The sequence below is a fragment of the Solwaraspora sp. WMMA2101 genome (genome assembly GCF_049179175.1).
Lineage (GTDB): Bacteria > Actinomycetota > Actinomycetes > Mycobacteriales > Micromonosporaceae > Micromonospora_E.
On sequence record NZ_JBMHMA010000006.1, the window covers coordinates 6,394,392 to 6,408,493 of the forward strand.

At 71.8% G+C, this 14,102-nt stretch carries 13 protein-coding genes; 6 read left to right on the forward strand and 7 right to left on the reverse strand.

What is annotated here, in order from left to right; genetic code table 11:
* Window positions 1-53 precede the first annotated feature (53 nt).
* Genes ACN28F_RS30085 through ACN28F_RS30095 form a run of 3 tightly spaced genes read right to left on the reverse strand, consistent with a single transcriptional unit; the run spans window position 54 to window position 3,948 of the window.
* The gene (locus ACN28F_RS30085; protein ID WP_421361569.1) at window positions 54-1,187 is read right to left on the reverse strand and encodes a xylulokinase; all 1,134 of its coding nucleotides are present in this window, start codon (window positions 1,185-1,187) and stop codon (window positions 54-56) included.
* On the reverse strand, window positions 1,100-1,642 hold the full coding sequence (locus ACN28F_RS30090) for an FGGY family carbohydrate kinase (protein WP_421360880.1): 543 nt from the start codon (window positions 1,640-1,642) through the stop codon (window positions 1,100-1,102). The genes ACN28F_RS30085 and ACN28F_RS30090 overlap by 88 nt, the downstream gene beginning before the upstream one ends.
* 5 nt (window positions 1,643-1,647) lie before the next feature.
* A complete protein-coding gene (locus ACN28F_RS30095) occupies window positions 1,648-3,948 on the reverse strand; it encodes an aminotransferase class III-fold pyridoxal phosphate-dependent enzyme (RefSeq protein WP_421361570.1) in 2,301 nt (766 codons plus the stop codon).
* 160 nt (window positions 3,949-4,108) lie between these two features.
* On the opposite strand from ACN28F_RS30095, the gene ACN28F_RS30100 reads away from it, so the two are divergent.
* On the forward strand, window positions 4,109-5,284 hold the full coding sequence (locus ACN28F_RS30100) for a helix-turn-helix domain-containing protein (protein WP_289205811.1): 1,176 nt from the start codon (window positions 4,109-4,111) through the stop codon (window positions 5,282-5,284).
* A 39-nt stretch (window positions 5,285-5,323) separates the two neighbouring features.
* Here ACN28F_RS30100 and ACN28F_RS30105 read toward each other — a convergent pair whose 3' ends face one another.
* From ACN28F_RS30105 to ACN28F_RS30120, 4 genes are all read right to left on the reverse strand, one after another.
* On the reverse strand, window positions 5,324-5,992 hold the full coding sequence (locus tag ACN28F_RS30105; RefSeq protein ID WP_421360882.1) for a low temperature requirement protein A: 669 nt from the start codon (window positions 5,990-5,992) through the stop codon (window positions 5,324-5,326).
* The gene (locus ACN28F_RS30110) at window positions 5,974-6,624 is read right to left on the reverse strand and encodes a low temperature requirement protein A (protein WP_421360884.1); all 651 of its coding nucleotides are present in this window, start codon (window positions 6,622-6,624) and stop codon (window positions 5,974-5,976) included. Before ACN28F_RS30110 ends, ACN28F_RS30105 begins: the two co-directional genes overlap by 19 nt.
* Window positions 6,625-6,751: 127 nt before the next feature.
* Window positions 6,752-7,582: a redoxin domain-containing protein gene (locus ACN28F_RS30115; RefSeq protein WP_289205814.1), complete on the reverse strand. Its 831-nt coding sequence runs from the start codon at window positions 7,580-7,582 to the stop codon at window positions 6,752-6,754.
* Between the two features lie 104 nt (window positions 7,583-7,686).
* The gene (locus tag ACN28F_RS30120) at window positions 7,687-8,277 is read right to left on the reverse strand and encodes a TetR/AcrR family transcriptional regulator (RefSeq protein WP_289205815.1); all 591 of its coding nucleotides are present in this window, start codon (window positions 8,275-8,277) and stop codon (window positions 7,687-7,689) included.
* A gap of 152 nt (window positions 8,278-8,429) precedes the next feature.
* Here ACN28F_RS30120 and ACN28F_RS30125 point away from each other — a divergent pair, with 152 nt between their 5' ends.
* The 5 genes from ACN28F_RS30125 (at window position 8,430) to ACN28F_RS30145 (ending at window position 14,102) form a co-directional block, all read left to right on the forward strand.
* Complete coding sequence (locus tag ACN28F_RS30125) at window positions 8,430-9,167, forward strand: response regulator transcription factor (RefSeq protein WP_289205816.1); 738 nt, start codon at window positions 8,430-8,432, stop codon at window positions 9,165-9,167.
* Window positions 9,145-10,737 (forward strand): sensor histidine kinase, encoded by a 1,593-nt coding sequence (locus ACN28F_RS30130; protein WP_421360887.1) that lies wholly within the window; start codon window positions 9,145-9,147, stop codon window positions 10,735-10,737. The genes ACN28F_RS30125 and ACN28F_RS30130 overlap by 23 nt, the downstream gene beginning before the upstream one ends.
* A gap of 127 nt (window positions 10,738-10,864) precedes the next feature.
* Window positions 10,865-11,608 (forward strand): DJ-1/PfpI family protein, encoded by a 744-nt coding sequence (locus tag ACN28F_RS30135; protein WP_289205818.1) that lies wholly within the window; start codon window positions 10,865-10,867, stop codon window positions 11,606-11,608.
* 221 nt (window positions 11,609-11,829) lie between these two features.
* On the forward strand, window positions 11,830-13,182 hold the full coding sequence (locus tag ACN28F_RS30140; protein WP_289205819.1) for a choice-of-anchor B family protein: 1,353 nt from the start codon (window positions 11,830-11,832) through the stop codon (window positions 13,180-13,182).
* Entirely contained in the window at window positions 13,182-14,102 is a 921-nt protein-coding gene (locus tag ACN28F_RS30145) for a hypothetical protein (protein WP_421360890.1), read from the forward strand. The genes ACN28F_RS30140 and ACN28F_RS30145 overlap by 1 nt, the downstream gene beginning before the upstream one ends.

Sequence of the window (14,102 nt, forward strand, 5' to 3'; positions counted from 1 at the left end):
CGACCGCCCGGCGACTGCGCTACTACCGGGCCGACCGCCCGGCGTGTCGGTCCTCAGCGGTGCAGCCGCCGGTACACCGGTGCCAGCCGCCGGTGCAGGTCACAGTAGATGTCGAAGATCTCGTCGTAGCGGCTGCGGTGCGCGGCGTTCGGGGTGAAGACCTGGTCGACGCGCAGCAGCCCCGGGATGTCGGCGAAGGTGAGCATCCCGGCGCCGACCGCGCCGATCCAGCCGGCACCGCGGGCGTTGACCGCCACCGGGGCCAGATCCCGGGCGATCTCGACGCCGAGCACGTCGGCGAAGATCTGGCACCACGCCGCCGACCGGGCGCCACCACCGGTGATCGTCAGGGAGCCGACCGGGGTGCCGAGGAACCGGTCGACGGCCCCGGACAGCCACCGGGTGTTCAACGCGACCCCCTCGAAAACCGCCCGGAGCAGATCGGAGCGGTTGGTGTCCAACGAGATGTTGAGGAACCCGGCGCGCAGGTTCGGGTCGTCGACCGGGGCGCGTTCGCCGTACAGCCACGGCATGTAGAGCACCCCGTTGGCGCCGGCTGGCACGGTCGGGATGATCGCGTCGAACGCGTCGAAGATGGTCGGCTCGTCGCGGCTGAGGTGGCCGGCGCCGACCAGCGGATCGTCGTACTCGACGATCTTGTCCTTGAGCCAGGTCAGGTTCGCCCCGGCGGTGGCCTGCAGCGCGGTCATCAGGTAGCGGTCGCCGATCGCGCAGGGCACCGAGGCGATCTGCGCGGCCACGTCGGTCTTCTTCCGGCGCACGTGCGCGGCGATCCACGACGAGGTGCCCAGGTACAGGTGCGGATCGTTGTCGGCGGTGGTGCCGGCGCCGATCGCCGCCGCGGTGTTGTCGATCGCCCCGGCCACCACCTGCACGCTCGCCGGCAGATTCAGCTGTGCGGCGGCGGCCGGGGCCAGGGTGCCGATCACCTCGGTGCAGGCCACGATCGGCGGCAGCTTGGCGGCGTCGATGCCGCAGTCGGCGACCAGCGCGGGGGAGTAGCGGATCCGGTCCGGCCGCCGGTTGTCGGTCACCCAGGAGGTGAGGATCGAGTCGACGGTGGCCACGGTGCGGCCGGTCAGCTTGAGGTTGATCCAGTCCAGCGCGTTGAGGAACGTCGCGGTCCGCGCGTACACCTGCGGCATGGTGTCGCGGACCAGCAGCATGTGCGCGGCCGGGTCCTTGCCGGTGGTCGAAGGCATCCGCCGGTCAGCCGCAGCCAGCGGACGATCCGCCGCAGCGACATCCCCTGGTACGCCGGGAAGCCGCCGAACTGGCGGCGCAGATGTGCCGCGCCGCGCATGTCCAGCCAGGTGATGCACTGCGTCAACGGCTCCCCGGCGGCGTCCACGGCGATGGTGCCCTCACCCTGGGTGGAGGAGCAGACCGTGGTGACCGCCCGCAGGTGCTCGGGGTGGGCGCGACCGAGCTCGGCGACGACCTCGATCAGCGCGGCCCACCACGCCTGCGGATCCTGTTCGGCGCCACCCCCGGGCAGCACCCGCAGCGGCACCGGGCGCTCGGCCCAGCCGGTCACCGTACCGTCGGCGGCGACCAGCGCGGCCTTCATCCCGGAGGTGCCCAGATCGATCGCCAGCACCTGCGGCGGGACGGCCGGCATCCCGCTCAGACCCCTTCTACCTGTGCGAACACCTGGTCGAAACGCTCCAGTGCGGTGTCGATCACCTCGTCGGTGTCGGCCATCGAGGTGTACATCCGGGAGCCGGCCAGGGTGATGATCCCGTGCGCGGTGTACGCCGCCCCCATCTGCTCCATCAGCCGCTTGCGGGCCTTGTTCTCCTTCAGCAGCTTGATCGGGTTGCGCATGTCCAGCAGCATCACGCCACTGCACTCCAGGTGCACGATCGACCCCTGGTTGTACGCCACGTACGGCAGCCCGTACCTGTCGATCAACCGTTGCAGTCCCCGGGTGAGCCGGTCGCCGGCCCGTCCGGCGATCACCGGGGCGTTCGTCCGGGCCATCTCGGCGATGGCGAAGTAGCCGGCCGCGCAGGACAGCGGATTCGCCGACAGGGTGCCACCGACCTGGATGTGCGCGCCGCTGCGCCCGTCGAGTCCGGAGCCGAAGACCGCCATCACGTCGGACCGGCCGCCGACGCCGCCGGCCATCGGGTAACCGCCGGAGACCGCCTTGCCGAACACGGTCAGATCGGGGGTGACACCGAAGTAGCCGGCCGCGCCGCCCAGGCCGGTCCGGAATCCGGTGACCACCTCGTCGAAGACGAGCAGCGCGCCGAACTCGTCGCACAGCGCGCGGACCTTGGCGTTGAAGTCGTGCGGCACCGGGCGGGTGCCGGACTCGGGGCCTAGCGGTTCGACGATCACCGCCGCCGTGCCGCCGCGTACCCGGTTCTCGATCAGTTTGCGGCGCAGTTGGCCGAGGTCGTGCGGGAACGCCTCGCGGGTGTTGGCGGTGGCGCCGAACGGGATGCCCTTGGCGTTCATCCGGTAGGTGCCCGGCACCCGCAGCCCGTACACCATCGTGTCGGACCAGCCGTGGTACGCGCCGCCGACCTTGATCACCATGTGCTTGCCGGTGAAGGCGCGGGCACCGCGGACCGCCGCCATCACCGCCTCGGTGCCCGAGCCGAGCGACCGGTACATCTCCACGTGCGGCATGTACCGGTGGATGATCTCGGCGAGCTTCAGCTCGTACTCGTGGAACAGCCCGGTGACCGGCCCCGACTCCTTCACCACCGCCGCGACCTGTTCGTTGACCGGGCCGTAGTTGCTGCCCAGGATCGTCGGGCCGCCGGCCTGCAGGAAGTCGATGTAGGTGTTGCCGTCGCGGTCGGTCAGGTAGGCGCCGTCGGCCACGTCGATCGCCAACGGGAACGGGTAGTTGAAGGCCAGGTTGTGCTGCACTCCGCCGGGGATCCGCTTCTTCGCCCGGTCGGTGATCTCCTTGCTGGCCCGGCAACGGTCGTTGAAGTAGCCGAGCACATCGAGCATCGCGTCGTGACGCAGCCCGCGCAGCGGTTGGGCGACCAGGGCCTTGAGCCGGCGCATCGTGTCGTCGACGTCGAGGTACTCGGTGATCGCGTAGCCGAGTCGCGCGGACTCGCTGCCCGGTGTCTCGACGGTGGTCGTGTCGGCGGCCGGCGGGCCGGCCGCGGCGATCTCGGCCGCGGCCGCGTCGGCGCTGGGTAGCTGCTCCTCGACCGGTACCCGCACCGGCGGCACCGACTCGGTGATCTGCGCGGCGATGCGCTTCTCGTCGCTGCGCAGCTTGGTGAAGGCGATCTCCCGGATCGCCGTCGGGATGGTGTAGACCTTGCCGGCTTCGCTGGTCAGCGCCAGCAGGTAGGCGATCGAGACCTTCTCCAGCAGTGCCATGTTGAACACCGCGCGGTCCGGGTCGGTGCCCAGCGCGACGACGCCGTGGTTGGCGATGATGAACGCGTTGTCGCCGGAGGCGACCTTCTTCTGCACGTTGCGGGCGAGGAAACCGGTGCCGGACGGGGCGTAGTCGACGATCGCCACCTCCCGGCCGAGGAAGCGGACCTGCTCGTCGGTGAGCGCCGGGATCGGTTTACGCAGGAAGGCCAGGGCCGAGGCGTACGGCTGGTGGGTGTGCACGATCGCGTTGACGTCCGGGCGCTGCCGGTAGATGTTGGCGTGCATCCCGGCCTCGATCGACGGCGCGAGGTCGCCGCCGGTGCCGTCGGGCACGTGCGTACCGTCGAAGTCGACCAGGCAGATGTCCTCCACCCGCATCCGGTCGTAGTCGTAGTTGCTCGGCGTGACCGCGTAGAGCCGGTGGCCGGGCACCCGCACCGACACGTTGCCCTCGGTGGCCTTCAGGTAGCCCCGGTCGAGCATGGTCCGGCACATGTCGACGACGTGTTGGCGGGAGGTGCGGTGCTGCGTCACGGTGGCCTCCGGGTTCGCGGTGTCGTCCTTCATCCTCGCCTGGAACCGGCGGCGGACCACCGTCGCGCCGGCAGCACGATCGGCCCGGCGTTTTGTCACTGTGTGACAATCAGTCGGGATCCGTCGGCCGGTTCGCGTCGGTCGGTACTGGCAACGCGCCCCGGCTGTTGTCACCGGATGACAGGATGACGGCGTGCAGGCAGCGGCAGTCACGGCGACGCCCTGGCGGCGGCTGCCGTCCGAGCTGTCCGGTGCGCTGTGGGCGCGACTACCGGTGCTGGCCACCACCGTCGCCGCGGCGGTCACCGACCTGACCCCGGGGTTCGCCGGTGCCACTGACGCCAAGTTCCGCGCCGACGTACGCACTGCCGTCGACGTGGCGCTGAATCACTTCCTCGACCTGATCGGCACCGCCGACCCGGCCCTGCCACCCGGGGTGCGGCAGGTCTTCGTCGCCCTCGGCGCGGCGGAGGCCCGCGAGCAGCGGGGCCCGGAATCCCTGCTCGCAGCCCTGCGGGTGGCGTCCCGGCTGCTGCTGCGCGAGCTCGGTACGGCCCTCGCCGAGGTGCGACCCCTCGACGTGGCGGCGCTGGTCGACGCCGCCGACGCGGTCACCGGGTACGTCGACGAACTGGCGGCGGCCAGCACCGAAGGGTTCGCCCGGCAGGTCCGCGAACAGTCCGGCGAAGGGGACCGGCTGCGCCGCCGGCTCGCCGACGTTCTGCTCGCCGGAGGTACGGCGCCGCCGGTGGTGACGGCCGCCGCGCACCGCGCCGGCTGGCCGGACCTCGACATCGTCGTCCCGGTCGTCCTGCCGGCCCGGCACGCCCGCGACGCGCGGTTCCGCTTCGGTGCCGACGGGATCGTGGTCGAACGCGGTCGGGATGCCGTGGTGCTGCTGCGCGCCGGTACCCGTACCGGGCGCCCGGAGCTGGCCGACACCCTGCGGGGGCGCGGGGCGGCCGTCGGCCCGGCGCTGCCGTGGCAACAGGTGCCGCAGGCGGTACGACTGGCCGAACTCGCCGCGACGGTCGCCGGCACCGATCCGGTGGACGTCGTGTTCGTCGAGGACCACCTCACCGCGCTGGCGATCGGCGGTCAGCCGGACGCGTTGACGGTGCTCACCGCCCGCCGGCTGGCACCGTTGGCGGCCCTGCCGGTCGACCAGCGCGCCGAGCTGCTGCGGACCCTGCACAGCTGGCTGCGGCACTGGGGCGCCCGCCGGGCCGTGGCCGCGGAGCTGTTCGTGCATCCGCAGACGGTCAGCTACCGGGTCAAGCGGTTACGGGAGCTGCTCGGCGACGACCTGGACGACCCGGACCGCCGGTTCGAGTGGCTGCTGGTGATGGCGGCCGGGGAGGTGGGCTGAGCCGCCGACACCGCCGGTGCCGGAGCGGGGACCCGGCCGTCACTGGTACCGCCGGCGACGCCAGGCGGACTCGCGTGCCTCGTGGGTCATCCGTTCGCACAGCGACGCCTCCCGTAGTTGTCGCCGGGAGCCGCGCAGCAGCACGAACTCCACACCGACCAGCGCGACGCAGACCGCGCCGAGCAGGCCCAGCCCCAGCAGGGCGGGGACCCGGACCGCGACCCCGACCACGGCACCCAGGGTGGCGATCGCGGCGACACGGGTGAGGGTCACCGTGCCCAGTGTCCGTAACTGGAAGCCGAGGTGCGCGAGGAGGAACACGGCGACCCCGCCGTAGGCCAGCGGCATCGCCGGGCCACCCAGTGGTGCGCCGAGGTCGACCTCGGCGGTGCCGAGGTGGTGCAGTACCTCCTCCAGCCCGAGTGCGGTCAGGATCAGCCCGGCGATCATCGGCAGGTGCAGGTAGACGTACGCGTCGCGGGCCAGGGCGGTACGGCTGCGGGACGCGGCGGCGTGGAACACCTGCAGCGCGGCCGGCGCCACCAGGTCGAAGTACGCCCACCACAGGGCGGCGGTGATCGCCACCGCGATGCCGGCACCGGCCACGGCCGGCCAGGTGACCGGCCGGTCGATCAGGTCACTGCCGACGCCGACCGAGATGATCAGCTCACCGAGCGCGATCATCAGGATCAGTTCGAACCGTTCCACCCAGTGGTTCGCCGACAGCACCGACCACCCGGAGCTCGCCAGGGTGTAGCCGGCGGGTACTCGACGCCCAGCGCGGCGATCCAGCAGCCGACCTGCCAACCGAACGTGACTCCTGCCGGCTGACCCAGGTACGGCACGAGACCCGCAGCGACCAGCAGGACCGTGGCGACCGCCGGCGGTACGGCCAGGGAGCTCAGCCGGGGGTGCCCGGCCGGTTCGGCGGCCGACGCCACCCGGTAGAGCGCCACGTGCAGTCCCCGGATCGCCAGGTAGCACCCGGCGATGAGCAGCGGTCCGGGCAGCCCACCGGGCTGGTCGCTGAACGCCTGGGGGAGGGTCAGCGCGGCGACGAAGACCGCCGCCATCGCCACGAACATCACCGGTGGTGCGACGCCTTCGCCGAGCCGGATCCGGTTCGCCAGCACCATGTGCGAGCACCAGGCCCACCACAGCAACGCGAGCAGGAGCATTCCCGCGACGAGACCGTGTCCGGTGAGCTCACCGGCGGTCACCCGGGTGATGTTGTAGAACGCGAAGACGAAGACGAGGTCGAAGAAGATCTCCAACCGGTCGACGCGGGCGCCCGGCCGGATCAGGTGCAGGCCGCCCCGTACCGTCTGGATCTGCTTCATGCCGCCTTCGTCGGCGTCCCCTACCGTCGCGACGGCAGGGGACGCCGACGGAGGCCCTGGTCGGTCTGGTCCGTGCGCGCCGAGCCTAGCCGGGTGCCCGGCCGATGACCGGGGGTTCGCCGTCGGTTCAGCCCAGTACGGCGACGGCGCTGGCGGCCAGGCCCACCGAGGCCACCAGCAGCGCTGCGGCCGGACCCCGGGCGTCGGGCGGTAGCGCGCCGAACAGCCGGGACAACCGACCCAGGATGGCCAGCGGCGCAGCGGCGAGCCACACGTCCCGTTCGACCTGACCGCCGGCGAACCGGACGACGCCGGGCAGGTGTCCGACGGCGCGCAGCAGGGGGCCGACCATCCGGTTGCCGTACGGCGTCGGTGGTTCCTCGCCGACGGCGACGGCGGCGAGCGCGGCACGCAGCCCCCGCTCGTCGTTGGCCCAGTGTGCCCGGTACCGGATCGTCGCGTCGGAGCGGATCAGGTAGGCCGAGTTCGGTTTGGGAGTGAGCGCCCGGTGCAGGGTGCCGTCGATGTCGTCCACCGCCACCTCGAACGGCAGCTCATGGTGGCGGCGCAGTTCCTCGGCGTGTGCCCACTTGACGTCGAAGGTCTGCGGCTGGGGGTACCGCTGTCCGGGATGGGCCTCCCTGGTGTTGACCAGGACGAAGCGCACCTGGGTACCGAACTCGGCGTGCAGCCGCCGTAGCGCCGGCCCGGCGCTCTCGGTGACCGGGCAGGTACGGGAGCCGAAGATCAGCAGGACCGGTCGGTCGCCGAGTGCGTCGCTGCGGAACCGGCCGCCGTCGAGCGTGGCCAGGTCGAAGTCGGGCAGCCGGTTGCCGGGCCCGGGCGCGGTACGGCCGAAGGTCAGGTCGTCGAGCAGCAGCGGCAGCCGGAACCGGTCGAAGCGGTACGCGGTGCCGTGGGCCGTCGCCGTGCGGTGCCGTGGGTCGGTGGTCGACACGGTGGTTCTCCTTGAGTAGTTGACTGATTGGTCAAATCGATGGGCACGGTGCTGCGCCGGCCGGGCCGGAGAGCGGACACCCCCGGCGGCCGTCCCGGTGCGGCTCAGGCTGGCGGGTCGAGCAGCATCCGCACCCCGGACCGCATCTGGTCCACCAGCCCTGGCCGGTCGTACGCCTTGGCCAGCAGGGCCACCCCCTGCAGGTAGGCCAGCACCCGCAGGGCGGCCTCGCCCGGATCCGTCGCCCGGGACAGGTCGCCGTGTCGGCGTGCCTCGTCGATGGCGGCGGTGAAGTACCGGGCCCAGGCATCGAGGATGCCGGTCAGCCGCTGCCCCGCCTCGCCGTGCCCGGCGAGCTCGGCGGCGAGATTGCCCAACGGGCAACCCGGCGTGGCGCCCATCTGCTCACGGGTCATCGCGAGCAGGCTGCCGAAAGCGTGTACGAACCGGTCGATGCGTGCCAGCGGGGCGACGTCGTCGCGGAAGGCCTCCGCCAGCATCGCGTCCATCAGCACCCAGTTGGCGTCCACGACGGCCAGGCCGAGTGCCTCCTTGGACGGGAAGAAGTGGTAGAGACTGCCCCGGTGCACGCCCGCCGTACTGCAGACGTCCTCGATGCTGACCGCCGCGTACGACGAGCGGTGCACCAGTTCGCGGGCCACCGTGACGAGCCGCTGCCGGGTGTCCGATGCCATCGCCGATCCTCTCGTCTTGACCTTCCGGTCAAGACAGTAGCGCGGAGTTGACCGAACGGTCAACAAGAGCGGATGTCGCCGCCGGACCGCGCACAGCTGATACACAGGGATCGGAAAGTGCCGGCACAGGCACCACCTGGATGATCGGAACCATGACGATGGCGAGAACGCAGGGCCGTACCGCCTTGCGGCGGGCCGACGGCAGCCCGGTGCGGGTGCTGGTGGTCGACGACGAGCCCACCCTGGCCGAGCTGCTGTCGATGGCCCTGCGGTACGAGGGCTGGGAGGTGCGCAGCGTCGGTGACGGCACCGGCGCGGTCCGGACCGCACGCGAGTTCCGCCCCGACGCCGTCGTACTCGACGTCATGCTGCCCGACATCGACGGCCTGGAAGTGCTGCGGCGGCTGCGCGCCGACGCCCCCGAGGTACCCGTGCTGTTCCTCACCGCCAAGGACGCCGTCGAGGACCGGATCACCGGGCTGACCGCCGGCGGCGACGACTACGTCACCAAACCGTTCAGCCTGGAGGAGGTCGTCGCCCGGCTGCGCGGCCTGCTGCGCCGTACCGCCGGGGTCGGGTCGCGGCCGGACGCCCTCCTCGCCGTCGGCGACCTCACCCTCGACGAGGACAGCCATGAGGTACGCCGGGCCGGCGAATCGATCACGCTGACCGCCACCGAGTTCGAGCTCCTGCGCTACCTGATGCGCAACCCACGCCGGGTGCTGAGCAAGGCCCAGATCCTCGACCGGGTGTGGAACTACGACTTCGGCGGCCAGGCCAACGTCGTCGAGCTGTACATCTCGTACCTGCGGAAGAAGATCGACGCAGGCCGTCCGCCGATGATCCACACCATGCGCGGCGCGGGCTATGTCCTCAAGCCCGCCGACTGACCCCCCGCCGACCGACCGCGCCGTGGCGGATCCGGCCCCGACCGGTCGGCGCCGGTGGTGGTCGGTGCGTCGCTGGTCGCTGCGCACCCGGCTGGTCGTCACCATGCTGACGTTGCTCGCGGTCGCCAGCCTGATCGTCGGGGTGACCACGGCGGTGACCCTGCGGCGCAGTGTGTACGGCAGCATCGACGAGCAGTTGAGCGCGGCCGCCAGTCGGGCACCGCGCGGGCTCGCCCCGCCCGGCGGACCGGACTATCCATCACCCCAGCAGCCCGATGACGCCACCGGGTGCGACCCGGACCGCGCCCCCGACTTCCCCGCCGGTCAGGTCATCGGCACCCTTGCCGCGCGACTCTGCGACGGGCAGACCAACGTCAGGATCCTGGTCGAGCAGGGCCAGGACCAGCCGGACCTGAGTGGCTACACGCAGGATCTGGGGGACGTGCCGGTCGACGGGCCAGCACAGACCATCTCCCTGGGTTCCTGGGGCGACTACCGGGTGCGCGCGCAGCGACTGCCCGACGGCGCGGTTCTGGTGACCGGACTGCCGCTGGCCGATGCACAGGCCACGATCTACCTCGTCGTCGGTACGGTCGCCGTGGTCACCGCAGCGGTGCTGCTGCTCGTCGGCGTCACCGGCACGCTCACCGTACGACGGTCGCTGCGCCCGCTGTCGCGGATGGCGGCCACCGCCGGCCGGGTGTCACGGCTGCGGTTGGACCGGGGCGAGGTGACGCTGCCGGACCGGGTCGACCCGGCCGACACCGACCCGCACACCGAGGTCGGGCAGGTCGGCGCGGCGCTCAACCGGATGCTGGACCACGTCGGCCAGGCGCTCGCCGTCCGGCACGCCAGCGAGACCCGGGTACGCCAGTTCGTCGCCGACGCCAGCCACGAACTGCGCACCCCACTGGCGGCGATCCGAGGGTACGCCGAGTTGAGCCGTCGCAGCGCCGAGGTGCCGCCACCGGAGACGGCCCACGTGCTGCGCCGGGTCGAGTCCGAGGCCCGCCGGATGACCCTGCTGGTGGAGGACCTGCTGCTGCTGGCCCGGCTCGACACCGGCCGGCCACTGGTCGCCGAACCGGTCGACCTGACCAGGCTGGTCGTCGACGCGGTCAGCGACGCGCACGCCACCAGCCCTGCCCACGACTGGCAGCTCGACCTGCCACCCGAGCCGGTGACCGTGACCGGCGACCCGGCCCGGTTGCAGCAGGTGCTGGTCAACCTGCTGGCCAACGCCCGTACCCACACCCCGGACGGCACCACGGTCACCGTGTCGGTCACCGGGCGGGACCCGGCGGGCGACCCTACCGGCCCGGCCATGGTGCTGCTGCGGGTGGTCGACACCGGACCGGGGATCCCGGACGCGCTGGCGCCGCACGTGTTCGAGCGCTTCGCCCGAGGGGACACGTCCCGGTCCCGGGCCGCCGGCAGCACCGGCCTCGGGCTGGCCATCGTGCACGCGGTGGTGACCGCCCACGGCGGCACCGTGGCGCTGACCAGCGCGCCCGGGCACACCGAGTTCACCGTCCGGCTGCCCACGGCCACGACCGGGCCGATCCACTAGACATCGTCGGGAACCAATATGGTCGCATCGACGACCAACTGGGTGGTGCGGCGGTCGTCGTGCCGCCGGCAGCGATGCGGCAACCGCCGACGTCGAGCCGGCGAGAGCCAGTGGAGAGTGGTCGCAGATGGACCGTCGAGAACTGCTGGGGGTGGCGGGCGCCGCCAGCGCCGGACTGCTCGCCGGAGTGGCCGTGCCGGGGGCGACGTCGGCGGCCGCCGCCCCGGCAGGCGCCGATCCTCGGCACACGCCGTCGCCGGAGCACCCGCTGCGGGTGCACGTCGTGATGTTCGACGGAGCCGAGGAGCAGGATTTCATCGGCCCGTACGAGGTCTTCTCCCTCGCGGGCGGGCTCAGCGGCGGTGCCGTCCAGACCCGGTACGTCCACGTCGACGGGCCGCGTACGGTGACGGCCGCGTTCGGCACCAGGGTCGTCGTCGAACACGGCTGGTCCCCTCGGTCCGCCGATGTCGTCGTCGTACCCGGTGGCGGCTTCCGCCGCCCGGACGGCCCGGGCATCTGGTCGGAGATCAACCGGGGAGTGCTGCCGCGCGCCCTCGCCGACGCCCGGCGACGTGGCCTGATCATCTCGTCGCTGTGCACCGGAGCGATCGTCCTGGCCGCCGCCGGGCTGACCGGCGGCCGGCCCTGCACCACCCACAACGGTGCCAAGGCGGAGCTGGCCGCCCGAGGGGGAGTGGTCAAGAACGCCCGGGTGGTCGACGACGGCGACCTGGTGACCGCAGCCGGGATCACCTCCGGATTGGAACTCGCCCTGCACCTGGTCCGACGTCGGGTCGGCGCCGATCTGGCAGTGCGCGCCGAGGAGGTGCTCGAGTACCAGGCGCGAGGTACGGTCTGGACCCCGTGACGTTCCGCGCCCGGGTGGGTCGCCCGCCGGTGGCCGCGGTGGCCCCTTAACGGTGGTTCGGTATGAGCGAAACGGTGTATCGCGCTGCCCTTGACCGGATACTTCGGACGATGCACTCTCATGTCCAAGAGTCGATGCCTTGGTGCGGGTTGGGCTGCCGGTCGTGACGCCGCGCCCCGGGCCGTCGGGTGTCGTCACCCCCGACAGCGGGAGGCCCCTGAATGCGTACCCGATGGACGACAGCGGCGATCACCCTCGCCATGGCCGGCGGATTGCTCGCCGGCCTCCCCGGCGCCTCGGTGGCGCACGACCCGGACACTCCCGCCGGCCGGTCGTCAGCCGTGGCCTTCATGGCCCAGCGGGAGCCGACCCAGGACCTCGCCGCGATGGCACAGGTCAGCTGCAGCAACGGTCAGGCCAGCGGATACCCCTGCCGCAACGTCGACCTGTTGTCCTTTCTGCCACTGAGCCAGATGGGCGGCAGCCAGGCCAATGACATCTGGGGCTGGACCGACCCGTCGACCGGCAAGGAGTACGCCATCGTCGGGCGCCGTAACGGCACCTCCTTCGTGGACATCTCCGACCCGGCGGCACCGGTGTACCTCGGCAACCTGCCGGCCTACCAGAACCGGAGCGCGGTCTGGCGCGACATCAAGGTCCACCGCGACCACGCATTCATCGTCGCCGACGTGCGTGGGCACGGCATGCAGGTTTTCGACCTGACCCGGCTGCGCAACCGCACCACCCCGCAGACCTTCACCGCCGACGCGCACTACAGCCGGTTCGGCAACTCGCACAACATCGCGATCAACGAACAGACCGGGTACGCGTACGCGGTCGGCTCGAACACCTGCAGCGGCGGCCTGCACATGGTCGACATCTCGACCCCGACCTCGCCCGCCTACGCCGGCTGCGTCAGCTCCGACGGCTACACCCATGACACCCAGTGTGTGGTCTACCGTGGACCGGACAGCGCCTACACCGGCCGGGAGATCTGCGTCAGCTCCAACGAGGACACCGTCACCATCGTCGACGTCACCAACAAGACCAGCCCTCGGCAGATCGTCCGGGCCGCCTACTCCGGCCGGCAGTACACCCATCAGGGCTGGCTCACCGACAACCACCGCTACTTCGTCCTCGACGACGAGCTCGACGAGAGCCGCGCCGGAGGAGGGACGAAGACCTTCGTCTTCGACCTGTACGACCTGGACGCGCCACGGCACATCGGCACCTACACCTCGTCGGCAGCCGCCACCGATCACAACCAGTACGTCAAGGGCAACTACAGCTACCAGGCCAACTACCGGGCCGGTCTGCGGATCCTCGACCTGCGCGGCATCGCCAGCGGCACGCTGACCGAAGCCGGCTATTTCGACATCTACCCGTCGAGCAACACCGCGTCGATGAACGGCGCGTGGAGCGTCTACCCGTACTTCGCCAGCGGCGTCGTCGTGGTCAGCGGCATCGAGCAGGGCCTGTTCGTCCTGCGGCCGAACCTGCCGTCGACGCTGGACGGGTCGGCGTCGTCGGACGCGGTACGCGTCACGACCGTCGACCGCCGGGTACCCGCCTGATGGTGGTGTCCCCCCTGCGGTACACCACCCCGCCGGCCGCCGCGCCGGCGGGGTCCGCCGCACCGCCCACCCGGACCCGCTCCGCTGGCCGGCTCACCCTGCTGATCACCCTGGCCGTGCTCGTCGCCGCCACCGGTTTCGTCGCCGGTCGAGCGACCACCACCGGCGGCGGGTCGGCAGCGCGTGCCGCGACCGGTACCGACCCGCACGCCGGACACGACGTCGGCGGACTCGGCGTCACCCAGGACGGTTACGCACTCACCCTGCTGTCCGCCCCGTCCGCCGCCGGCGTCACCGGTGAGCTGGCGTTCGCGATCCTCGGCCCGGACGGCGCGCCGGTCACCGCGTACCGGACCAACCACGAACGGGACCTGCACCTGGTGCTGGTCGGCCGCGACCTGCGCGGATACCAGCACCTGCACCCCGAGTCCGACGCCGACGGCACCTGGCGGGCCGCGGTGACCCTGCCCACCGCCGGCGCCTACCGGATGTTCGCCGACTTCGTGCCGGCCGCCGCGACCACACCGGTCACCCTCGGCACGGACCTGCTGGTGCCCGGAGACTGGGCACCCGGCCCGCCCACCCCGGTCGACGAGGCGACCGTCGTCGTCGACGGCTACACCGTCACCCTCGACGGCGGGCTGCGCCCGGGTCAGGCCAGTCAGGTACTGGTCTGGTTGGGGCGCGACGGCACACCCGTACTCGACCTGGAGCGTTACCTCGGTGCGTACGGCCACCTCGTCGCGTTGCGTCACGGCGACCTCGGTTACCTGCACGTGCACCCGGCACCGGCGGCCAGTCCCAGCTCCGTGGTGGCCTTCGCCGTGCAGGTCCCCTCGGCGGGCAGCTACGAACTGTTCTTCGAGTTCCAGCACGCGGGCACCGTCCGGACCGCCCAGTTCAGCCTCACCGCGTACTGA